Raw genomic sequence first — 21,476 nt, forward strand, 5'->3', positions numbered from 1 at the left:
AACCCGCCGACGTGCACCGGCTCACCAAAGAAGCCGGCCCACCAAAGAAGCCGGCTCAGGAAAGAAGCCGGGCCAAGAAAGAAGCCGGCCCGAGAACTACGCCTGACGCGGGGTCTTCCAGGCGGTCGCCCGGCGAGCCCGCTCGACCGCCCCCGGCAGCGAGGCCAGCAACTCGTCCACATCCTTCGCCGTCGACGTGTGCCCCAGCGTGAAGCGCAGCGACGACCGGGCCCGATCGTCGTCGGCGCCCATCGCCAGCAGCACGTGCGAGGGCTGAGCGACCCCCGCGGAACACGCCGACCCGGTCGAGCATGAGATGCCCTGCGCGTCCAGGAGCAGCAGCAACGCGTCCCCTTCACACCCGGGGAAGGAGAAATGCGCGTTGCCCGGCAGCCGGTCGGCCGGGTCACCGTTGAAGACCGCATCCGGTACGGCCACCCGCACGCGCGCCACCAGGTCGTCCCGCAGGGTTGCGACGCGGGCCGCGTACTCCTGCTGGTTCTTGACCGCGGCCTCGACCGCGACGGCGAACGCCACCACTCCCGGGGTGTCCAGGGTGCCGGAGCGTACGTCTCGTTCCTGGCCGCCGCCGTGCAGCAGCGGTGTGGCGGCGACGTCGCGTCCCAGCAGCAGCGCGCCCACGCCGACCGGGCCGCCGAGCTTGTGGCCGCTGACGGTCATCGCCGCTGCCCCGCTTGCTGCGAAGTCGACGGGGACCTGGCCGACGGCCTGGACGGCGTCGGTGTGGAAGGGGATGCCGGCGGCCGCCGCGAGCGCCGCCAGCTCGGCGACCGGCTGGACGGTGCCCACCTCGTTGTTCGCCCACTGGACGCTGATGAGGGTGATCTCGTCGCCGTGCATCTCGATGGCCGCGGCCATCGTCGCCGGGTCGACCCGGCCGGCCTCGTCGACCGGGAGCCAGCCGACGATCGCGTTCTCGTGGGAGCCGAGCCAGTCGACCGAGTCCATGACGGCGTGGTGCTCCACTGCCGAGGCGACGACGCGGTTCCGCCGTGCGTCCGCGGTGCGGCGCGCCCAGTGGACGCCCTTCAGGGCCAGGTTGTCGCTCTCGGTGCCACCGCTGGTGAAGATCACCTCGGACGGGCGCGCCCCGAGCACCGCGGCGATCCGCTCGCGGGACTCTTCGACCAGCCGGCGGGCACTGCGGCCGGCAGCGTGCAGGGACGACGGGTTGCCGATCTGCCGGGCCGCTGCGACGTACGCGTCGAGCGCCTCGGCGAGCATCGGCGTGGTCGCCGCGTGATCCAGGTAGGCCATCGCCCTGAAGCTTATGCCTTGAGCCGTCAACCGATACGCCGCGCCCGGCAACCCGGAGCGGACGGGGCGGACGGACGACCCCCCGGCACCGGCACGGGGACGAGCGCACGGCCGTAGCGGCGTGAGCAAAGACATACGAAACGGCCCGGCGCGTGCACGCCGGGCCGTTCCTGAAATCGAGGGTGGATCACTTGCGCTTGCGGATCTCCTCGTCGGCCTGCGGCACGATCTTGAACAGGTCGCCGACCACGCCGAAGTCGGCCAGCTCGAAGATCGGGGCCTCGGGGTCCTTGTTGACCGCGACGATCGTCTTCGAGGTCTGCATGCCGGCCCGGTGCTGGATCGCGCCGGAGATGCCCAGGGCGACGTACAGCTGCGGGGAGACCGTCTTGCCGGTCTGGCCCACCTGGAACTGGTGCGGGTAGTAGCCCGAGTCGACCGCCGCGCGGGACGCGCCGACGGCGCCGCCGAGCAGGTCGGCCATCTCCTCGACCAGCTTGAAGTTGTCCGCGTTGCCGACGCCGCGGCCGCCGGAGACGACGATCGACGCCTCGGTGAGCTCGGGGCGGGAACCCTTCTGCTCGGCGACGCGTTCCACGACCTTGGTCAGCTTGTCCGCGTCCGTCGCCGTGACCGTCAGCTGCTCGACCTGCGGGGTGGCCGGCGCCGGGGCGGGGGTCAGCGAGTTCGGGCGGATGGTGACGATCGGCAGGCCGCGGGTGACCTTGGACTTGACGATCGTGGAGCCGGCGAAGACGACCTGCGTGGCAGTGCCGTCAGCGGCGACCTCCACCGCGTCGGTGAGCAGGCCGTTGTCCAGCTTGACCGCGAGGCGGCCGGCGATCTCCTTGCCCTCCTGGGTGGCGGCGAGCAGGACCGCCGCCGGCTGGACGCGCTTGACCAGCTCGGCGACCGCGGTGGCCTTGGGCGCCACCAGGTAGCCGTCGATCTCGTCGCCCTCGCCTGCGTAGATCTTGGTGGCGCCGTACTCGCCGAGCTTGCCGGCGAACTGCTCGGCGGCGCCCGCGCCGCCGAGCACGACAGCCGAGACGTCACCCAGCGTGCGGGCGATCGTCAGCATCTCGAGCGTGACCTTCTTGACGCCGGCAGCCTGCGAGGCCTCGACGACGACCAGTACTTCAGCCATGGTGGGGCCCCTTCTCAGACGAACTTCTCGGTGGCGAGGTACTCGACGAGCTGCACGCCGCCGTTGCCCTCGTCGGTGACCTTGGTGCCGGCGCTGCGCGGCGGGCGCTTGGCGAACTCGACCACGGCCGACGTCGCGCCGGCGGCGCCGACCTCGTCCGCCCCTACGCCGAGATCGGCGAGCGACAGACTCTGCACCGGCTTCTTCTTGGCCGCCATGATGCCCTTGAAGGAGGGGTAGCGCGGCTCGTTGATGGTGTCCCAGACGCTGACCACGGCCGGGGTGGCCGCGGTGACGACCTCGTAGCCCTCGTCGGTCTGGCGCTCGGCGGTCAGCTGCGAACCGTCGACGGTGAGCTTGCGGGCGCCGGTCAGGGCCGCGATGCCGAGGCGCTCGGCCAGCATGTGCGGCATGACCTGGACCCGGCCGTCGGTCGACTCGGCGCCGCAGATGATCAGGTCCGCGTTCAGCGTGCCGAGGGCAGCGGCGAGGACCTTCGAGGTCGCGACGGCACAGGACCCGCGCAGGGCGTCGTCCTGCACGTGGACCGCCTTGTCGGGACCCATCGACAGGGCCTTGCGGATCGACTCGGTGGCGCGCTCGGGGCCCATCGTCAGGACGGTCACCTCGCCACCGTGCGCCTCCTTGATCTTCAGCGCCTCCTCGATGGCGTACTCGTCCATCTCGTTGATGACGTTGTTCGCCGAGCCGCGCTCGACCGTGTTGTCGCTCGCGCTCAGGGTGCGCTCGGCACCGGAGTCGGGCACCTGCTTGACCAGTACGACGATGTTCATCGCGCTTCGACGACCCTCCTGTTTATGGACGCACGCCTGCAGCCGGTTCGCGTTTCCCTCGAATGTTACCCATCAGTAGCTTGAGCGTCCCCGCCACTGTGAGTGACTCACCTCACCACCGGTGTCGCGACATGTCCGGCGAAAACACTCTTCGCGGAACGGATCAAGCCCGCTAGACCCCCATCCTGCCCCACCGGCTGCGCTCGCCGGGCCCGGGGAGCCGTCCTTGTTCACCGCGTAGGTCGATAATCGGTCTCGTGCTCACCCAGTGGTTCGACCCCCAGAAGACCCCGATGGCGGGCGAGAAACCCGACTACCGGTTCTCGCTGGCCAACGAGCGCACCTTCCTGGCCTGGATCAGAACCGCACTCGCCCTGGTGGCCGGCGGCCTGGCGTGCGCACAGTTCCTTCCCCCGCTGCCGATCGACCACCTCCGGGAGGTCATCTCGGTGGCCCTGCTCCTGCTCGGCGGCGTGGTCGCGGTGCGGGCGGTGGACCACTGGGCGCGTACCGAGAAAGCCATGCGCCTGGGCACCGACCTGCCCCGGTCCCGCTTCCCCGCCGTCCTCGCGCTGATCGTGGCGGTCGGGGCGGTCCTCCTCGTCGTGGCCGTGCTGATCAAGGCGTGGCAGTGAGAGGCGTGAAGCATTGAGAGGCGTGCGGTGAGCGACCCCGGCGCCTCAGCGGAACGCACCCGGCTGGCCTGGCGGCGTACCGGACTGTCCGCGACCGCCGTCGCCCTGCTCGCCGCGCGCCCCGCCTTCGTGCCCGGCGCCGGGCTCGCGGTGACCCTGGGAGCGGGACTCGCGATGGCCGGCTGGGCCGCCCTCGTCGGGCTCGCCTACCGGCGGGCGCACGGGCTGAGCGCCTGGCCACCGCGCCCGGGCCGACGCACCGTGACCACGTACGCACTCGTCACCGCGGCCTTCGCCGTCCTGGGCACCGCGCTTGTCATGCTCTGATCGTCGCCGTTCCCGGTGCGGCGCGTCATCATTGCCTCATGGTCCGGTTGTTCGTCTTCCTGGCTGCGGTGCAGCTCGTCCTTCTGGTGCTCGCGCTCATCGGCTCGCTGTCCGCCGATCGGGTACGCAACATGCCACGCGCGCTGTGGGTCCTGGTGATCCTCGCCGTCCCCCTGCTGGGCCCGCTCGCGTACTTCCTCCTGGGCCGGCCGCTACCTCCTCCTCAGGAGGGCAGCCCCGTCCGCCGGACCGGCCGCCGCCCGTCCTCCCCGGACGACGATCCCGAGTTCCTCCGCTCGATGAACACCGAGCAGTCCCGCCGCGACCGCGAACTGCTCGCCCAGTGGGAACGCGACCTCGACAAGAACGACGAGAGCTAAGCCAGGTTCGAGGAGCGCGGGTACGCGTCCGCCGGGTCAGTGAGCACGTTGACCAGATACGGCACTCCTGAGTCGAACGCCCGCGTGAGGGCCGGGCCGAGGTCGGCGGCCTTCTGCACGGTCTCGCCCGCGCCGCCCAGCGCCCTGACCACGTCGTCGTAGCGCAGGCCGGGCTGGAGGTCGGCGGCCACGTCGTAGCCGTACATGGCCTGCATCGGGTGCTTCTCCAGTCCCCAGATGCCGTTGTTGCCGACGACGATCACGACGGGCAGGTTCTGCCGGACCAGCGACTCGGCGTCCATCAGGGAGAAACCGGCCGCGCCGTCGCCCATGAGCACGCAGATCTGGCGGTCCGGGTAGGTCACCCTCGCACCCATCGCGTAGCCCATGCCGGTGCCGAGGCAGCCGTACGGGCCCGGGTCGAGCCAGGTGCCGGGCCGGGCGGGCTCGAGGTAGCGGCCCGCGTACGAGACGAAGTCGCCGCCGTCGCCGATCGTGACGGCGTCCGGGGCGAGGACCTTGCGCAGTTCGCCGTACACGCGGGCGGGCCGGATCGGGTCGCTGTCGGCGGCCATGGCCTCGCCGTCGCGGGCCTTGCCGGCGTCCTCGGCGGCCCGCAGGCCGCTCACCCACTCGGCGTGGTCGGTGCGCTTGCCCCGGTGGTTCGCGATGGCGGTGAGGATCTGCCGCAGGTCACCGGCGGGAGAGACGGCCGCCTGCACGTGGGTGGCGCGCTGGCCCGGCGCGTCGACGATGTGCACCACCTGCGCCGGGTCGAACTCACCGAAGTTGAGCCGGAAGTCGAGCGGGGTGCCGATCACGGCGACGACGTCGGCCTCGCTGAGCGCAGGGCGGCGCGCCTTGGCGAAGGCGAGCGGGTGGCCGGGCGGCAGCGCACCCCGGCCCATGCCGTTGGCGAACACCGGGATCTGCAGCGCCTCGGCGGCGGCCCGCAGCTCGTCGATCGCGGCGCCACCCCAGACGTCGGAGCCGGCGATGATCACGGGCCGTTCGGCCTCGGCGAGCAGCGCGGCGGCGCGGGCCACCTCGTCGGGGTCGGCCTCGATCACCGGTACGGCCGGGGCGGCCGGCGCCTCGACGTCCTCACTGGAGAAGAGAACCTCGAGGGGCAGGTCGAGGAACGCCGGACCGCGGTGGGCGGTGAGCGCGGCGGTGAGCGCCTTGCCGACCTCCGCCGGGACCGCGTCGGTGCTGGTGACGGTGGCGGCGTACTTGGTGACGGGCGCGACGAGCGGGATGTGGTCGATCTCCTGGAGGCTGCCGGAGCCCCAGCGGAAGGCCGGCGCCCTGCCCCCCATCACCAGCACCGGGGAGGCGTTGAAGAAGGCGCTGGTGAGCCCGGAGATGCCGTTGGTCACGCCGGGGCCGGCGGTCAGCACGGCGAGGCCGGGGCGGCGCTGCAGCTTGGCGACCGCCTCGGCGGCGAAGACGGCGGACTGCTCGTGGCGCACGTCGTAGATCGGAAATCCGGCCTTGTGCGCGGCGTCGTAGATCGGGAAGACGTGACCGCCGGAGAGGGTGAACATCTCCGTGACCCCGTACGCCCGCAGTGCCGCCAGCGCGAGATCCCCGCCGTGTCCCTCAATCGTCTCCGCCATGCCGAGCACGCTACCGGCCGGGGCGGGCAACGTGAACCGGACTCACCCCAGGATGCGCTGCAGATCCTCGATCATCTCGCGCGCGCTCGACTGGACCGGCACCCCGGCGCTGGCGCTGTACGCCACCAGCAGCGCGGCGACCGGCGCGGTGACGAGCAGGATCACGCTGAGCACCACCTGCACCGCCCGCAAGGCCCGGCCGGTGCGCCGCCGCGGGCGAGTCACCGCCGCAGGCGCGGAAGGCGGGGGCGCCTGCCACTGCGCGGTGCGGGACGGCCGCTTCGTCGCGGTCGGCGGCGAGACCGGCCGTGACGACACACCCCGGGCGGGCGACACCGGGCGTGCCGGCGACACCGGCTGGACAGGTGGTGACACGGGATGCACGGCTGCGACCGTCGCGTCCGGGTCGGGCACCCAGTGGTGTTCCGCGTCGGGCCACGGGTCGACCGCCGGCGGCATGGCGCCGGTCAGCTCGCTTCGCGACGTCCGTACCGTCTCCATGTCGTCGATCGAGACCGGGCCCGCCGGCGTGCCGCCGGTTCGCGAGACCAGGCGCATCTCGGCCGTCGGACCCGGCGCCGCCGGCTCGGACGCCAGCAGCGCGGCGTCGGCCAGGATGCTGCCCTCGGCGACCACCAGCTCCGGCTGCTCGATCACCACGGGGGCCTCGCCCAGCGCCCGGTGCAGCAGCGTCGCGACGAGCGGGATCCGGCTCGCCCCGCCGACCAGGAACACCCCGGCCAGCCGCCCCTCGGCCAGCTTGGCCCAGCGCAGCAGGTCGCGGGTCACCTGGACGGTCTGGTCGAGGACCGGGCGGGCCAGTTCCTCCAGCTCCTCGCGGGTGACGTGCAGCTCGAGGTCGAGCAGCGGCACCATCACGTCCGCCGACTGGGTCCGCGAGAGCCGCTCCTTGGCGATCCGGGCGTCGTCCCACAGCTGCCGCTGGGCGCGGCGCTCCTCCAGCGTCGCGGGCTCGGTGAGCCGCTTCCAGGCCGCGGGATCCTCCCGGGCGCAGATCACGCCCAGGTGCTCCACCAGGGCCGCGTCGACGTCCAGCCCGCCGATGTCGTCACGGCCGTCCACCGCCATGACCTCGAAACCCTCGGCTGTACGGGCGACGACGCTGGCGTCGAACGTGCCGGCGCCGAAGTCGTGCACGACCACGACCGAGCCGATGGGTACGTCCCGGCCGAGCACCTCGGCGAAGTACGTGGCGGCGGCGACCGGCTCGGCGACCAGGCGTGCCCGTTCCAGCCCGGCCCGGGCGGCGGCCTCGGCGAGCAGCCCGCGCCGGGTGGCGCCCCAGGTGGCGGGGCAGGTCAGGGTCACGTCGGGGCGTACCGGGCCGACCGCGCGGTGCCATTCCTCGGCCACCCGGACCAGCACGGCGGCGACGAGGTCGACCACCGGCAGCTCCTGCTCCCCGAGCAGGACGAGACCGTCGTCGATCCGGCGCTTCGGGTTGGGCTCGAAGCGGGCCGGGTCCCGGCGGGCGCTGTGCACCGCGTCGCGGCCGACCACGAGCAGGCCGCCGGGTTCTGCGTACACGGCCGAGGGCAGCAGCGGGGAGCCGTCGACGAGGATCGGCCGGGCCCGGCCGTCGGGCCACCGGGCGACCGCGACGGTGTTCGAGGTGCCGAAGTCGACGCCGAGCGAGTGCCGACCCTGGTCGATGGACATGGCCGCCAGTGTAGGCGCTCGGCCGGCGGAGTTGATCAGTGCGGACGGGGATCAGACAGGGCGCCACCGCAGGTCGCCGTGGCGGTCCGGTTCGCAGCGCACGGCCCGGCCGCCCCGGGTGATGCCGATCGCACCCTTCTCGTCGCACGGCTCGCCGGCCACGGGAGCCGCGCCGGTCTCATCCGGCGGCCGCGGCGGCAGCATCGAGATCGGGGACGGCAGCGCGGCCGACGGCTTCGTCGCCGGCTTCGCCGGGAGGGTCGCGATCGTCTCCGGGGCGCCCGCGACGCGAGAGCGCGGCGGCGCGGACGATCGCGGTACCGGCCGCGCCGGCCGGGCGCTGCTCGAGACGAACGCCTTGCCGTGCCTGCGCGGCGCCCGGGAGGACCCTCGGGGCTGCGGCACGGTCGGCGCCGGCACGACGATCGGCGGACCGGCGATCGTGTCGGCGGCCCGCGCACGGGGCGGCGCCGCCCCGCCGTGATCGCCGAAGGTGACGAACCCGATGACCGCGCAGAGCAGCGCCTGCCCGGCCACGAGGACCACCGCGACGATCACGGAGCGGCGTACCGACGTCCCCCGCAGCCCCGGCATGGTCACAGAGGGGAACTTTATGGCAACAGATCGATATCCGCGAGATCCCTGTCGGGTTCGCGGCGGTCGCGTCAGCTGCCGGTGAAGCCGGGCTTGCGCTTCTCCACGAACGCCTTCGTGCCCTCCAGCCGGTCGTCGGTGGCGAACAGGCCGGCGAAGAGGTGGCTCTCCAGCGCGAGACCGGAGGCGAGATCCATGCTCAGGCCGCCGTCGATCGCCTGCTTGGCGGCGCGCAGGGCCAGTGCCGGGCCGGTGACGTACGGCTGGACGAGCTCCACCGCGGCGGCGTACACGTCGGCGGCGGGCACGACCCGGTCGGCCAGGCCGATCCGCAGCGCCTCCTCCGCATTCACCATCCGGCCGGAGAAGACCAGGTCCTTGGCCTTCGCGGGGCCGACGAGCCGGGCCAGCCGCTGGGTGCCGCCGGCGCCCGGGATGATGCCGAGCTTGATCTCCGGCTGGCCGAGCTTGGCGTCGTCGGCCACCACGCGCCAGTCGCAGGCCAGTGCCAGCTCGCAGCCGCCGCCCAGGGCGTATCCGGTGATCGCCGCGACGACCGGCTTCGGGATGCGCGCCACCGCGTCGAACGCGCTGGAGAGCGCCGCCGCCCGTACGGTCATCTCCTGGAACGTGGTGGTCGTGAACTCGGTGATGTCGGCGCCGGCGGCGAACACCTTCTCCCCGCCGTACACGATCACCGCCCGGACCTCGGGCCGCGCCGCCGCATCCTGGGCAGCCTCCCGGAGCTCCTCCTGCACCTGCGTGTTGAGGGCGTTCATCGGGGGTCGCCGGAGCCGGATGGTGCCGATGCCGTCGCCGATCTCCAGCTTCACGAACTCGCTCACGCGGACTGCCTCCTGATCGATCGTTCAAGTGCCGACAGCGTAAGGCTTGCGGCACTGGGTAAGTACCATTGCACGCGCGGAGGGAGGGATCATGGTCACCTACTACCGGGACCGCGACGTTCAGGTCACGTCGGCCGGAGTCCGGATCGGCGCCCGCGACTACCGGCTCGGCGACTTCGTCCGGGTCTGGCACGAGCGCGGACGCCGCCAGTGGAAGGCGGTCGCCGGCCGCGGCGTCCTCGGCCTGGCCATGATGACCCCGCTCGTCGTCGGCGCGCTGGGCGTGGTCGTCGCCCTGGTCATCGACGCGTCGATCGCCACCACGATCGCCCTGGTCGGCGGCAGCATCCTGATCGGCCTCGCCGCCGCGCCCCTCGCCGACGTGCTGCTCGAGTTCATCGACCGCTCCTACGACCGCGGCAGCCGCCGCCTGGAGATCTGGGCGGACGTGCGCGGCGACCGGACGCTGCTCGTACGCACGGAGGACGCGCAGCGCTTCGGTCAGATCTATCGCGCCCTGCAGCGGGCCCTCGACCACAGCGCCGTCGCCCGGTGAGGTCGGCCCGCGCCCTGGCCGGCCTGCTGGCCACCTCGGGGGTGCTGCATTTCGCTCAGCCCCGCCCGTTCGACAGCATCGTGCCGCGGTCCCTGCCCGGCAGCCCGCGCACGTGGACGTACCTCAGCGGCGCCGCCGAGCTCGCCGTCGCCGCGGCGGTCGCGCATCCGCGCACCCGCCGCCTGGGCGGGCTGGCCGCGGCCGGTCTGTTCGCCGCCGTGTTCCCGGCGAACGTCAAGATGGCGGTCGACTGGCGGCACGCCTCACCGGCCCGGCGGGCGGTCGCGTACGGCCGCCTGCCCCTTCAGGTCCCCCTCGTGATGTGGGGCCTGCGCGTGGCTCGTCAGGCGTAGCGCGCGTACAACGCGTCGATGTCGGCGCGGGCCGGCAGGGAGTTCGACGCCCCTACCTGGCGCACGCACGCGGCGCCCGCGGCGTTGGCCCAGCGCACCGCGGCGATCAGGTCCCGGCCCTCGCCCCAGGCCACCGCCAGCGCGCCGGTGAAGGCGTCGCCGGCCGCGGTGCTGTCGGCCACCTCCACGGAGAACGCCGGGATGCGCTCGTCGCCGCCGTCGCGGTCGGCGTACCAGGAGCCATTGCCGCCGAGCGTGAGCACCACCCGCGGCACGAGGGCGAGCAGAGCGGGCAGGGCGGGCTCCGGCGTACCGGTGATCGCCGTCGCCTCGCCCTCGTTGACGACCAGCAGGTCGACGGCCTCGAGCAGCTCCGGCGACAGCTCCCGGGCGGGTGCGGCGTTGAGGATCACCTTCGTGCCGCCCGCCTGGGCCGCGCGCGCCGCGGCGAGGACGGTGTCCGCGGGGATCTCCTGCTGGCACAGCAGCACGTCGCTGTCCGCGATGACCGCGGTCTCCGCCGCGCTCAAACCGGCGAAGGTGTTGTTCGCGCCGGGGCTCACGAGGATGGAGTTCTCGCCCGCGCGGTCGACCATGATGACCGCCACCCCGGACGAGCCGTAGCTGGTCCGCAGGTTCCCGGTGTCCACACCGGAGGCGTTGAGCCGGGCCTTGATGGTCACGCCGAAGGCGTCGGAGCCGATCGCGCCGAGCATCGTGCAGGCGCCGCCCGCCCGGGCGGCGGCGATCGCCTGGTTGGCGCCCTTGCCGCCCGGGGTCATCACGAAGTCGTCGCCCAGCACGGTCTCGCCCGGGCGGGGCAGCCGCTCGGCCAGTCCGACGAGGTCCATGTTGGCGCTGCCCGCGACGACGATGCGCGGTGGCGACAAGTCGGCCATGTCGTGCTCCTCAGGCCGCCCGGGCCGTGTACCGGTCCCCGGTGCGCTGCACCACGAGCGGCAGCCCGAACGTCTTCGACAAGTTGTCTGCGGTCATCGTCTCCCCGAGCAGACCCGCGGCGACGACGGTGCCCTCGCGCAGCAGCATCGCGTGCGTGAAGCCCGGCGGGATCTCCTCGACGTGGTGGGTCACCAGCACCATCGCCGGGGCGTCCGGATCCTCGGCGAGCTCGGACAGCCGGGCCAGCAGGTCCTCGCGGCCGCCGAGGTCGAGGCCCGCGGTGGGCTCGTCGAGCAGCATCAGCTCGGGGTCGGTCATCAGCGCGCGGGCGATCTGGGTGCGCTTGCGCTCGCCCTCGGACAGCGTGCCGAACTCGCGGTCGAGCAGCGCGCCCATGCCGAGCTGGTGCAGCAGCGCCCGCGCCCGCCGCTCGTCCTGCGGGTCGTAGCTCTCCCGCCACCGCCCCACGACCGACCACGCGGCGGTGACCACCACGTCGAGCACCCGCTCGGCCGGCGGCACCCGGTCGGCGAGCTGTCCGGTGGTGATGCCGACCCGGGTCCGCAGCTCGTTGATGTCCGTACGGCCGAGCCGCTCCCCCAGCACCCACGCCTCCCCGCGGGACGGGTGCATCCGCGCGGAGGCCAGGTTGAGCAGGGTGGTCTTGCCGGCGCCGTTCGGGCCCAGGATCACCCACCGCTCGTCCAGTTCGACCTGCCAGGAGAGGCCCCGCAGCAGGAAGTTGCCGCCGCGGATGACACTCACCCGGTCGAAGGAGATGACGGTGTCGTCGTCGGGGCGTGTGGGGGTCTCTGCCTCGGGCACGCGTCCATCCAACCACGCACGTGGAGAGCGGCCCGACGGCCCGCCGGGCTCAGCCCGTGGTGGAGCCGAAGACCTCGTCGCGGACGGCGTCGAGCGCGGTCAGCAGCGCGCCGTTCAGGACGGGCTCGACGGCGACCTCGCTGACCACCACCCTGGGCGCGACCAGGGTGATCGAGGCGACCTCCGCCTCGACCCGCTCGGCCAGCGCGGTGCCGCCGGCCTGGCTCACCTCGCCGGCCAGCACCACCAGCGGCGGGTCGAGCACGACGCAGGTGGCCGCGACGCCCAGCGCGAGCCGCCGGGCCAGCTCGTCCAGCACGGGCTCGCCCGCCGCCCCGGCCTCGGCGGCCTCCCGGACCACGTCGGCCGAATCGTTGCCGCGGAAGCCGTGCTGCCTGCCGATCGCCTTGGCGGCGTCGGAGGCGACCAGGGTCTGGAACGCGCCCTTCACGCCGCGCTTCGACGCGTTGTGCGGCACCTCGGCCCCGGCGACGGGCAGGTAGCCGATCTCGCCGGCGGCGCCGCTGCTGCCCTGGTGGAGCCGGCCGCCGATGACCGTGGCGAGGCCGACGCCGCGGCCGACCCAGATCAGCACGAAGTCGTCGACGCCCTTCGCGGCGCCGGTGTGCTGCTCAGCGATGGCGGCCAGGTTGACGTCGTTGCCGAACACCACCGGGATGCTGAGGTCCTTGCGCAGCTCGGCCAGCAGCCCGCGGTGCCACCGCGGGAGGTCGAAGGCGAAGGAGACCTCGCTCGTCTTCGGGTCGACCAGGCCGGGGGTGCCGAGCACGACGCGGCGGATCGAGGCGAGGTCGGTGCCCGCCTCGGTGGCGGCCTGCATCACGGCACTGTGCACGGCTCGTACGGGATCGTCGCTGTCCTGGGTGGATTGTTCGCTGCGTCCCACGATCTCGCCGGTGATGTCGGCGCACGCAGCGATCACCCGATCGGGCAGCACCTCGACGCCGATGACGTGCGCGCTGCCGGGGCTGACCGCGTAGAGCTGGGCGTTGGGCCCGCGCCCGCCGGCCTGCTCCCCCACGCGCCGCACCAGCCCGCGTTCCTCGAGCCGCTCGACCAGCTGCGACGCGGTGACCTTGCTGAGGCCGGTCAGCTCGCCGAGCTGCGCCCGGGTCAGCGGACCCTTGCTGAGCAACAGTTCCAGCGCGGCGCGGTCGTTGAGCGCACGCAGCAACCGGGGCGTGCCCGGAAGGCGGGTGGCGGCCATAACTACGTCCCCTAGTATTTAGGCTTGTTTCCTATAACGGTGTTCGCCCACATCACGTAGCCGCAGCGTAACGGGCGGCTTGCATACTGACCGCGTCGCGTGTCCGATCGACACCCAGCGATCATGGCAGCTCGCCGCGGTCCAAAACAGTGGCTGAACCGAGGAAGGAAACCATGGCGATCGACCCGGGCCTCCGCCGCCTGGCCCTCGGCACCCTGCTTGCGGCTTTTGCGGGGAATTCGGCGCCGGACTGGGCCGGTGCCCTGCTCGCCGAGGGCCTCGCCGGCCACACCCTCTTCGGCACCAACGTCACCGACGCCGACCAGGTCGTCCGGCTCACGGCAAGCTTGCGAAGCGCACGGGCGGACGCGCTGATCGCGATCGACGAGGAAGGCGGCGACGTCACCCGGCTCGCGCACCGCACCGGCAGCCCGTACCCGGGGAACGCCGCCCTGGGTGCGGTCGACGACCCCGAGCTCACCCGCGGGGTCTATGCCGCGATCGGCGCCGATCTGGCCGCCGCGGGCATCAACCTGGACCTTGCCCCCACGGTCGACGTCAACACCGCCGAAGACAATCCCGTCATCGGTACGCGGTCCTTCGGCGCCCAGCCCGCACTCGTGGCCCGGCACGCGGCCGCCGCGATCGAAGGGCTGCAGTCCACGGGCGTCGCCGCGTGCGCGAAACACTTCCCGGGCCACGGTGCCACGACCACCGACTCGCATCTGGCGCTGCCGACTGTCGACGTACCGATGAAGATCCTGCGGGAACGCGACCTGCCGCCGTTCGCCGCGGCGATCGCCGCCGGGGCCCGGTCGATCATGACCGCCCACATCCGGGTGCCGGCCCTGACCGGGGACGCCCCGGCCACCTTCAGCCGCGCGGCCCTGCACGACCTGCTCCGGCGCGAGTACGGCTTCGAAGGGGCGATCGTGACCGACGCACTGGAGATGAGAGGCGCACTCGGAGCGGCGGGCGGCATCGGAGCAGCGGCGGTGAGCGCGCTGGCGGCGGGCGCGGACCTGCTGTGCATCGGGGCCCGGGTCGATCACGAGCTGGTCGACCAGGTGGCTGCCGAGATCGTCGCCGGGGTGAGCGACGGCCGGCTCGCGCGGCGCCGGCTGGAGGACGCGGCGAAACGTACGGCGCAGTTGGCCGCCTGGACCCACCACCCGCCTCGGCAATCCGCCCACGACGCCGGCCTCGCCCACGACGCCGGCCTCGGCTACGTGGCCGCCCGGCGCGCGGTCCGGGTCGAGGGCTCGCTGGCGGACCTCACTGATCCGCTCGTCGTGCAGCTCGCGTCCGGTCACTCGATCGCCGAGGGGCGGGTGCCGTGGGGTCTGGCGCCGCATCTGAACGGCACGGAGTCGGTCACCGTCGTCGCGGCGGATACGTCGGCGGAACGGCTGGCGGAACGCGCCGGGGCTCGCCCGATCGTGGTCGTCGGGCGACACACCCACCGCAGTGAGTCGGCGCGCGCGCTGATCTCGGCACTGGCGGCGCGCCATACTGTTGCCGTGGTGGAGATGGGCTGGCCGTCGATGTGGCGGCCCGCCGGGGCACGGGCTTTCCTGATCACGTACGGCGCCAGCCACGCCAACGGCCGCGCGGCGGCGGAGGCGCTGGGACTGGTGCGCTGACCCCACCCACGAGCTGAGGCAGCGACGGGCCGCCACCCGCCGCTGCCTCTTTCTTTGTGCTCCACATCTCTCTTGAACACGTTCAACTCTCCCCCTACAGTGAGCACGACAGCAGTTGAACGTGTTCAAGAAAGGGTGGAGGCCCGATGGACCACAAGGTCTGGATGTATCTGGCGTACCTCATCATCAGCGTGGGGCTGACGATCTGGGTCGCGACGACTCTCTCCCGTAACGGGCTGGTGTTCCTCGAGGACGTCTTTGCGGACAGCCGCCTCGCCAAGGCGGTCAACCACCTCCTGGTGATGGGCTTCTACCTGCTCAACCTCGGTTATGTGGCGGTGGCGATGCGCTCCGGCGCCCGGATCCCGGACGCGGCGCGGGCCCTGGAGACGCTGTCGTTCAAGATCGGGTTCGTGCTGCTCGTGCTCGGGGGGCTGCATGTGCTGAACGTCGTGGTGCTGGGGCGCTACCGGCGGGGACGGCTGCGTCAGCAGCAGGCGATGCCGCCGCTGCCGCCGGCGGGGCGGCTGCCGATGTACCCGCCCGGGCCGGGACCGCAGGGCCCGTTCGGCGGGGCGGGCACGGCGCCCGGCGGCCCGGTCCCGACCGGCCCGATCCCCGGAGGTCCGGCCCAGGGCGGTCCGGCCCACGGCGGCCCGGCCCACGGCGGCCCGGCCCACGGCGGCCCGGCCCACGGCGGCCCGGTGCAGAAGGGTCCGGCCCAGGGCGGCGCCGGCAAGGCTCAGGCCGGCGGGAGTGACGGGACTCTGACGTGGCCCGGGCAGGGCATGGCCGGGCCGGTTCCGCCGCCGGCGCGGGCGTGAGCCAGGACGTCGATCCGGCCGGGTTCGGGGCCGGCCGGGTCGGGTCCCTCACGGTGCTCTACGACGAGGGCTGCCCGATCTGCCGGGCCGCTCACCGGTGGCTCGAGGGCCGGGCTCAGCTCGTACCGTTGATGTTCGTGCCGGCCGGGTCCGCGGAGGCCCGGACGCGCTTCCCCGGGCTGGACCACTCCGCCACGCTGCGGGATCTGACGGTCATCGCCGACAACGGCTTGGTCTACGTCTCCGACGGGGCCTGGCTGGCCTGCCTGTGGGCGTTGGCCGACTACCGCGGCATGGCGGACCGGCTGAGCACCCCGGCCCTGCTGCCGGCGGCCCGGCGGTTCATCGCGGCGGCGGCCGCCGTCCGGCAGTCCACGCGCGCGGAAGACTACGGTGACGGGTGTGACGACCGCTGCCGCTGACTCCGCCGCCGGGGAACCCGCGGCCCAGGACACGACGAGCGTGGGCGAGCGCCCACGGCGGGCTCGGGGCGAGCAGACCCGGCAGCTCATCCTCGAGACGGCGCTGCGGTTGTTCCGGGAGCGGGGCTACACCGAGACCACCATGCGGGCCGTCGCCAAGGAGGCCGGGGTCGCGGTCGGGAACGCCTATTACTACTTCGACTCCAAGGAACACCTGATCCAGGGTTTCTACGACCGGAACCAGGCCGCGCACCGGACCACCGCCGCGCCGGTGCTGGAGCGGGAGAAGGACTTCGCCGCGCGGTTGCGGGGGGTGCTGCATGCCGGGATCGATGTCAACGAGCCCTATCACTCGTTCGCCGCGACGTTCTTCAAGACCGCCGCGGAGCCGTCGTCGCCGTTGAGTCCCTTCTCGCGGGAGTCGTCGCCCGCGCGGGAGGCCGCCATCGCGATCTTCCGAGACGTGGTCGAGGGGTCGTCGGCCAAGATCGATCCGGAGCTGCGCAAGGAGCTGCCCGAGCTGCTGTGGCTGGGCTGGATGGGCGTGGTGCTCTTCTGGGTCTACGACCGCTCGCCCGGGCAGCGGCGCACCCGCCGGCTGATCGACGGCATCGTGCCGCTCATCGACCGGCTCGTCGGGCTGTCGCGGCTGCGCGTGCTCCGGCCCGCGCTGCGCCAGGTCCTGGCTCTCGTCGACTCGATCCGGCACGACGACTGATCACGCTCCGCATCGTCAGATCACTCACCGACGGTAATGTTCCTGTTGCCGCAACGGGTGCGGATCGCCGCCTATGTCGTGATCCTGCCTGGTCAGACGAATCCGTCGCCCGATATGGGGCCGACCGAACGGCTATTTCCCGTACGCTGCGCTTCCGCTGTCTGGCAATCATCACGTAGCGTCATGTCCGCAGGTGGATCTGGGGAATGCCGCCGCGGAGCCTCGGACCTCGGGACCGGTCCGGGTGCCTCGACGGCGGTACAGATGGTGAGCCGGGCGCCCCGGAAGCTTCGGGAGCGGCCGAAGGGAACAAGCGCCCGGCTCACACTGCGCCGGTCAGGCCACGGGGCTGAACCGGCGCAGCCGCAGGCTGTTCGCCACGACGAAGATCGAGCTCAGTGCCATCGCCGCGCCCGCGATCATCGGGTTGAGCAGGCCGGCCGCCGCCAGCGGCAGCGCCGCCACGTTGTAGGCGAACGCCCAGAACAGATTGCCGCGGATGATCTGCACGGTGCGGCGAGCCAGGCGTACGGCGTCGACCGCCGCCGTCAGGTCGTCGCGCATCAGCGTCAGGTCGGACGCCTCGATCGCCACGTCGGCGCCCGCTCCCATCGCCACGCCGAGGTCGGCCTGGGCGAGCGCGGCCGCGTCGTTCACCCCGTCGCCGACCATCGCCACCGAGCGGCCGTCCGCCTGGAGCTGCTTGACGGCGTCGACCTTGCCGGCCGGCAGAACGCCCGCGATCACCTCGGTGATCCCCACCTCCGCGGCGACCCGGTCCGCCACCGGCCGGGCGTCGCCGGTGACCAGCACCGGTTCCAGGCCGAGGCGGCGCAGGCGGGCGATGGCGGATGCGCTGGTCGGGCGTACGGCATCGGTCAGGGCCAACCGCCCCCACAGCGTGCCGTCGGCCCGGACCTCAATCCACGTCTGGGCGGTGTCGCCCGTGCCCCGGGAGATCTCGACCTTCGCGCCGCCGACCGTGCCGCGGACGCCGACGCCCGCCGTGGCATGGAAGTCCGTGACCGGTGGCAGCGGCCCGTGCTCGGCCGCCGCCCGGGCGATCGCCCGGCCCAGCGGATGCTCGGACGCGGCCTCGACCGCACCCGCGAGCCGCAGCACCTCATCGGCGTCGCACCCGGGCTCCGGCACGACGTCCGCGACCGTCATCACGCCGGTCGTCACCGTGCCGGTCTTGTCCAGCACGATGGTGTCGATCCGCCGCGTCGACTCCAGCGCCTCGACGCCGCGGATCAGGATCCCGAGCTGGGCGCCGCGGCCCGTGCCGACCAGCAGGGCCGTCGGCGTGGCCAGGCCGAGGGCGCAAGGGCAGGCGATGATGAGTACGGCCACAGCAGCCGTGAACGCCGCCGCGGCACCCCGCCCGGAGCCGAGCCAGTAACCCAGCGTGCCCGCCGCCAGGGTGATGACCACGGGCACGAAGACGCCGGAGATCCGGTCGGCGAGGCGTTGCACGGCCGCCTTGCCGTCCTGGGCCTCCTCGACCAGCCGGGCCATCTGGGCCAGCTGGGTGTCGGCACCGACCCGGGTGGCGCGGACGACGAGCCGGCCGCCGGCGTTGACCGTGCCACCGGCGACGGCGTCGCCCACTGTCACCTCCACCGGCACCGACTCGCCGGTGATCAGGCTTCGGTCGAGGGCCGAGGCGCCGTCGACCACCTCGCCGTCCGTGGCGACCTTCTCGCCCGGGCGTACCTGAAAGAGGTCTCCGGCCTGCAGCTGGTCCACCGGGATCTCGCGGCCGTCGGGAAGCGCCACCGAGCGGGCGCCGAGCTCGAGCAGCGACCGCAGGGCGTCTCCGGCGCGCCGCTTCGCCCGCGCCTCGGCGTAGCGGCCGGCGAGCAGGAACGTGGTCACGCCGGCCGCGGCCTCGAGATAGATCGCGTCACCGTCGGAACCCGCCCGCAGCTCGAACGGATGGGTCATGCCGGGCATGCCGGCGTCGCCGAGGAACAGCGCCCACACCGACCAGAGGAACGCAGCAAGGGTGCCCACCGAGACCAGGGTGTCCATGCTGGCGGCGCCGTGCCGCAGGTTGACCAGGGCGGAGCGGTGGAACGGCCACCCGCCCCACGCGACGACCGGCGCCGCGAGGGTCAGTGACAGCCACTGCCAGTAGTCGAACTGCCAGGCCGGGACCATCGCAAGCACCACGACCGGCACGGTGAGCGCGGCGGAGACGAGCAGCCGCGTCCGCAGCGGATCAGCCGGCGGCTCCCCGGGCGCTTCCGCGGCCCGCGGCTCGGTCGCGGTGTAGCCGGTCTTCTCGACCACGGCGATCAGGTCGGCGACGGTGAGGCCGGTCGGGACCGTGGCGCGCGCCTTCTCGGTCGCGTAGTTCACCGTGGCCGTGACGCCGTCGAGCCGGTTCAGCTTCTTCTCGATGCGGTTGGCGCAGGCCGCGCACGTCATGCCGCCGATCTCGAGCTCGATCTGCCGGGTCATGCGGACCATCATATACCCCTCGGGGGTACCTGCCGACTAGGGTGCGCGTCATGGAGATGCTCCGCCGGGCTCGCGTCGCCACCTCCGTGATCTTCGCCGTCCACGGCGCGGTGACCGGCACCTTTGCCGCCCGCGTGCCGTGGATCGCCGACCACGTCGGCACCGGCGCGGGCGGGCTCGGCGTGGCGCTGCTCATGCCCGGCATCGGCGCCCTGCTCGCGATGCCGCTCTCCGCCCGGCTCGCCCACCGGTACGACCTGCGCAGCCTCACCCGCGTCCTGATCTTGTGCTGGTGCGCCGCCCTTCTCCTGCCCGCGCTACCCACATCCATCGTGGTGCTGTGCCTGGTGCTCGTCGCGTACGGCGCGGCGGCCGGCGTCGCCGACGTGGCCATGAACGCGCAGGCCGTCGTCATCGAGGAGCGGTACGGCCGCTCGGTCATGTCCAGCTTCCACGGCTTCTGGAGCGTCGGCGGCCTGGCCGGCTCGGCGGTCGCCGCCCTGGCCGCCCGGGCGGGTCTCGACGCCCGCATCCACTTCCTCGTCGCGGCGGTGGCGCTGGCGGTGATCACGCTGGTCGCCTCCGCCTGGCTCCTGCCCCACCGGCCCGAGCCCGAAGTCGACGCCCCGCCCGCCTTCGCCCTGCCGTCGCGGGCCGTGCTGCCCATCGGCCTGGTGGCACTCTGCGCGGTGTTCGCCGAGGGCGCCGGCCTGGACTGGTCCGCGGTCTACGTCCGCGACCTGCTCGGCGACACGGCGAGCACCGCGGCGCTGACGGTGTCGGTGTTCTCGGTGAGCATGGCGCTGGCCCGCTTCGCGGGAGACCGGGTGATCCACCGCCTCGGTCCGGTCCCGACGGTCCGCCTCGCGGGTGCCGCCGCCAGCGCCGGCGCCCTGATCGTGGTGCTGGGCGGCCGTACGGTGCCCGTCATCCTGGGCTTCGGGCTGCTGGGCGTCGGCATCGCCGTCGTCGTGCCGCTGGTCTTCGCGACGGCCGGGCGGATCGGCGACCACCCGGGGCGCAGCCTGGCGGGAGTCGCCGGCATCGCGTACGGGAGCGGCCTGATCGCACCCGGGATCATCGGCGGCATCGCTCACCTGTCGTCGCTGACCGCGTCGTTCGCCCTGGTCACGGCGCTCACGGTGGCGATGGGTCTGGGCGCCGGCGTGCTGCGACCGGCTCCGGCCCCGGCCGTTCAGCAGGAGTGACCCGGCCCGGAATCGGACATCGCGGCCCGATGCCCTTCTAAGTTCGTTCTAGCGGGCGCTGAGGAGGCGGAGCGATGAGGGCAACGGCGATCGACAGGTCGGTGGCAGAGGCGATCGACGAGGGGCACGGCACACCGATCCTCGTGATCCACGGCGGCATGGGCGACAGTACCGCCTGGTCCCGGGTCACCGACCAGCTCAAAGACCGCTTCCGGACCGTACGGCTGCACCGCCGCCAGTACCGGCTCGACCTGCCCCGCCCTATCACCATGGCGGACGAGGTGGAGCACGTGGCCGCCATCACCGCGGAGCTCGACCGCCCGGTCCTGGTAGGGCACTCCTCGGGCGGGGTGCTCGCCCTCGAGGCGCTGCTCGCCGAGCCGGAGTCGTACGCGGGAGCCGTCCTCTACGAGCCCCCGGTGGTGATCGGCGAACCCCTCGGCGGCGACCAGGCGCGGGCGGCCCTCGACGACGGGAATCCGGGGAAGGCGCTGACCATCTTCCTGCGGGAGGTGGTGGGCCTGTCGCCGGCGGCCTCGACCCTGGCCGGCTTCGTCATGGGCCGCACCCACTACCGCGACCGGGTGATCAGGCAGCTCGACGACAGCGACGCGATCGATGCGCTGGGCAACCGCCTGCCGGTGTACGCGACGCTCGACGTGCCGATGCTGCTGATCGGCGGCGACCGGTCGCCACGGCATCTGAGTGAGCGCCTGGACGCGTTGGAGCGGGCGCTGCCCCGGACGCGGCGCCTGCTGATGCACGGGCAGGGGCACAACGCCGAACGGGAGGCCCCGGGCCGGCTGGCCGCCGCGATCGCGCGATTCATCGACGAGGACTTGGGGAAGCTCAGGCACGGCGGCACGACTTAGCCCGTCGACGGACGGCGTGCCTCGGAAACGCGACGGGTCTTCGCCGGCGGGCGCCGCGCAGCGATGGGCGCGGGCCGACGCGGACGTGATCGCCATGAACAGGCCGTCGGAGCATCCAGTGGCGCTGGGTCGTCCGATCAGCCGACCCCGACCGGCCGGCCA

22 protein-coding genes are annotated in these 21,476 nt (G+C 73.1%); 11 read left to right on the top strand and 11 right to left on the bottom strand.

Going from position 1 to position 21,476, the window contains the following annotated elements:
- Positions 1-96: 96 nt before the first annotated feature.
- The 3 genes from AB0368_RS12205 to AB0368_RS12215 form a co-directional block, all read right to left on the bottom strand.
- A complete protein-coding gene (locus AB0368_RS12205) occupies positions 97-1,278 on the bottom strand; it encodes a cysteine desulfurase family protein (protein ID WP_366153890.1) in 1,182 nt (393 codons plus the stop codon).
- 187 nt (positions 1,279-1,465) lie between these two features.
- Positions 1,466-2,425, bottom strand: coding sequence for an electron transfer flavoprotein subunit alpha/FixB family protein (locus AB0368_RS12210; RefSeq protein ID WP_366153891.1), 960 nt, complete (start codon positions 2,423-2,425; stop codon positions 1,466-1,468).
- A gap of 14 nt (positions 2,426-2,439) precedes the next feature.
- Positions 2,440-3,219: an electron transfer flavoprotein subunit beta/FixA family protein gene (locus tag AB0368_RS12215; RefSeq protein WP_366153892.1), complete on the bottom strand. Its 780-nt coding sequence runs from the start codon at positions 3,217-3,219 to the stop codon at positions 2,440-2,442.
- A gap of 293 nt (positions 3,220-3,512) precedes the next feature.
- Between AB0368_RS12215 and AB0368_RS12220 the strand changes: the two genes are divergently transcribed.
- From AB0368_RS12220 to AB0368_RS12230, 3 genes are read left to right on the top strand one after another with little or no spacing between them, the layout of a single operon-like run.
- The gene (locus AB0368_RS12220) at positions 3,513-3,854 is read left to right on the top strand and encodes a DUF202 domain-containing protein (protein ID WP_366154174.1); all 342 of its coding nucleotides are present in this window, start codon (positions 3,513-3,515) and stop codon (positions 3,852-3,854) included.
- 27 nt (positions 3,855-3,881) lie between these two features.
- The gene (locus tag AB0368_RS12225; RefSeq protein ID WP_366153893.1) at positions 3,882-4,181 is read left to right on the top strand and encodes a DUF202 domain-containing protein; all 300 of its coding nucleotides are present in this window, start codon (positions 3,882-3,884) and stop codon (positions 4,179-4,181) included.
- A gap of 38 nt (positions 4,182-4,219) precedes the next feature.
- Positions 4,220-4,561 carry a PLD nuclease N-terminal domain-containing protein gene (locus tag AB0368_RS12230; RefSeq protein WP_366153894.1) on the top strand — a complete coding sequence of 114 codons (342 nt, stop codon included), beginning with the start codon at positions 4,220-4,222 and terminating at the stop codon, positions 4,559-4,561.
- Here the strand turns inward: AB0368_RS12230 and AB0368_RS12235 are convergent.
- The 4 genes from AB0368_RS12235 to AB0368_RS12250 all read right to left on the bottom strand — a co-directional run bounded on the left by AB0368_RS12235 (position 4,558) and on the right by AB0368_RS12250 (position 9,299).
- Positions 4,558-6,180: an acetolactate synthase gene (locus AB0368_RS12235; RefSeq protein WP_366153895.1), complete on the bottom strand. Its 1,623-nt coding sequence runs from the start codon at positions 6,178-6,180 to the stop codon at positions 4,558-4,560. The genes AB0368_RS12230 and AB0368_RS12235 overlap by 4 nt on opposite strands.
- 42 nt (positions 6,181-6,222) lie before the next feature.
- Positions 6,223-7,860: an Hsp70 family protein gene (locus tag AB0368_RS12240; RefSeq protein WP_366153896.1), complete on the bottom strand. Its 1,638-nt coding sequence runs from the start codon at positions 7,858-7,860 to the stop codon at positions 6,223-6,225.
- 51 nt (positions 7,861-7,911) lie between these two features.
- Positions 7,912-8,460 (bottom strand): hypothetical protein, encoded by a 549-nt coding sequence (locus AB0368_RS12245; RefSeq protein WP_366153897.1) that lies wholly within the window; start codon positions 8,458-8,460, stop codon positions 7,912-7,914.
- Positions 8,461-8,525: 65 nt separating this feature from the next.
- On the bottom strand, positions 8,526-9,299 hold the full coding sequence (locus AB0368_RS12250; RefSeq protein ID WP_366153898.1) for an enoyl-CoA hydratase-related protein: 774 nt from the start codon (positions 9,297-9,299) through the stop codon (positions 8,526-8,528).
- A gap of 91 nt (positions 9,300-9,390) precedes the next feature.
- Between AB0368_RS12250 and AB0368_RS12255 the strand changes: the two genes are divergently transcribed.
- Positions 9,391-9,855 carry a DUF6232 family protein gene (locus AB0368_RS12255; protein WP_366153899.1) on the top strand — a complete coding sequence of 155 codons (465 nt, stop codon included), beginning with the start codon at positions 9,391-9,393 and terminating at the stop codon, positions 9,853-9,855.
- Positions 9,852-10,208 carry a MauE/DoxX family redox-associated membrane protein gene (locus AB0368_RS12260; RefSeq protein WP_366153900.1) on the top strand — a complete coding sequence of 119 codons (357 nt, stop codon included), beginning with the start codon at positions 9,852-9,854 and terminating at the stop codon, positions 10,206-10,208. Before AB0368_RS12255 ends, AB0368_RS12260 begins: the two co-directional genes overlap by 4 nt.
- Here AB0368_RS12260 and AB0368_RS12265 read toward each other — a convergent pair.
- Genes AB0368_RS12265 through AB0368_RS12275 form a run of 3 tightly spaced genes read right to left on the bottom strand, consistent with a single transcriptional unit; the run spans position 10,199 to position 13,161 of the window.
- Positions 10,199-11,098 (bottom strand): ribokinase, encoded by a 900-nt coding sequence (locus AB0368_RS12265; RefSeq protein ID WP_366154175.1) that lies wholly within the window; start codon positions 11,096-11,098, stop codon positions 10,199-10,201. The two genes, AB0368_RS12260 and AB0368_RS12265, sit on opposite strands and share 10 nt — an antisense overlap.
- Positions 11,099-11,117: 19 nt before the next feature.
- Positions 11,118-11,933, bottom strand: a complete 816-nt coding sequence (locus tag AB0368_RS12270) for an ABC transporter ATP-binding protein (RefSeq protein ID WP_366153901.1) — start codon at positions 11,931-11,933, stop codon at positions 11,118-11,120.
- Positions 11,934-11,982: 49 nt separating this feature from the next.
- Positions 11,983-13,161 carry an ROK family transcriptional regulator gene (locus tag AB0368_RS12275; RefSeq protein ID WP_366153902.1) on the bottom strand — a complete coding sequence of 393 codons (1,179 nt, stop codon included), beginning with the start codon at positions 13,159-13,161 and terminating at the stop codon, positions 11,983-11,985.
- A 173-nt stretch (positions 13,162-13,334) separates the two neighbouring features.
- Here AB0368_RS12275 and AB0368_RS12280 point away from each other — a divergent pair, with 173 nt between their 5' ends.
- From AB0368_RS12280 to AB0368_RS12295, 4 genes are all read left to right on the top strand, one after another.
- Positions 13,335-14,804, top strand: a complete 1,470-nt coding sequence (locus AB0368_RS12280; RefSeq protein WP_366153903.1) for a glycoside hydrolase family 3 N-terminal domain-containing protein — start codon at positions 13,335-13,337, stop codon at positions 14,802-14,804.
- A gap of 146 nt (positions 14,805-14,950) precedes the next feature.
- Positions 14,951-15,628, top strand: coding sequence for a hypothetical protein (locus AB0368_RS12285; RefSeq protein ID WP_366153904.1), 678 nt, complete (start codon positions 14,951-14,953; stop codon positions 15,626-15,628).
- A complete protein-coding gene (locus AB0368_RS12290; protein WP_366153905.1) occupies positions 15,625-16,050 on the top strand; it encodes a DCC1-like thiol-disulfide oxidoreductase family protein in 426 nt (141 codons plus the stop codon). Before AB0368_RS12285 ends, AB0368_RS12290 begins: the two co-directional genes overlap by 4 nt.
- Positions 16,031-16,768, top strand: a complete 738-nt coding sequence (locus tag AB0368_RS12295; RefSeq protein ID WP_366153906.1) for a TetR family transcriptional regulator — start codon at positions 16,031-16,033, stop codon at positions 16,766-16,768. The genes AB0368_RS12290 and AB0368_RS12295 overlap by 20 nt, the downstream gene beginning before the upstream one ends.
- A gap of 336 nt (positions 16,769-17,104) precedes the next feature.
- Here the strand turns inward: AB0368_RS12295 and AB0368_RS12300 are convergent, their stop codons facing one another.
- A complete protein-coding gene (locus tag AB0368_RS12300; protein WP_366153907.1) occupies positions 17,105-19,234 on the bottom strand; it encodes a heavy metal translocating P-type ATPase in 2,130 nt (709 codons plus the stop codon).
- A 50-nt stretch (positions 19,235-19,284) separates the two neighbouring features.
- Between AB0368_RS12300 and AB0368_RS12305 the strand changes: the two genes are divergently transcribed.
- Both AB0368_RS12305 and AB0368_RS12310 read left to right on the top strand, forming a co-directional pair.
- Positions 19,285-20,442 carry an MFS transporter gene (locus AB0368_RS12305; protein WP_366153908.1) on the top strand — a complete coding sequence of 386 codons (1,158 nt, stop codon included), beginning with the start codon at positions 19,285-19,287 and terminating at the stop codon, positions 20,440-20,442.
- A 74-nt stretch (positions 20,443-20,516) separates the two neighbouring features.
- Positions 20,517-21,314, top strand: coding sequence for an alpha/beta hydrolase (locus AB0368_RS12310; RefSeq protein WP_366153909.1), 798 nt, complete (start codon positions 20,517-20,519; stop codon positions 21,312-21,314).
- Positions 21,315-21,476: the final 162 nt, after the last annotated feature.

Source organism: Actinoplanes sp. NPDC051475, assembly GCF_040689425.1.
Lineage (GTDB): Bacteria > Actinomycetota > Actinomycetes > Mycobacteriales > Micromonosporaceae > Actinoplanes.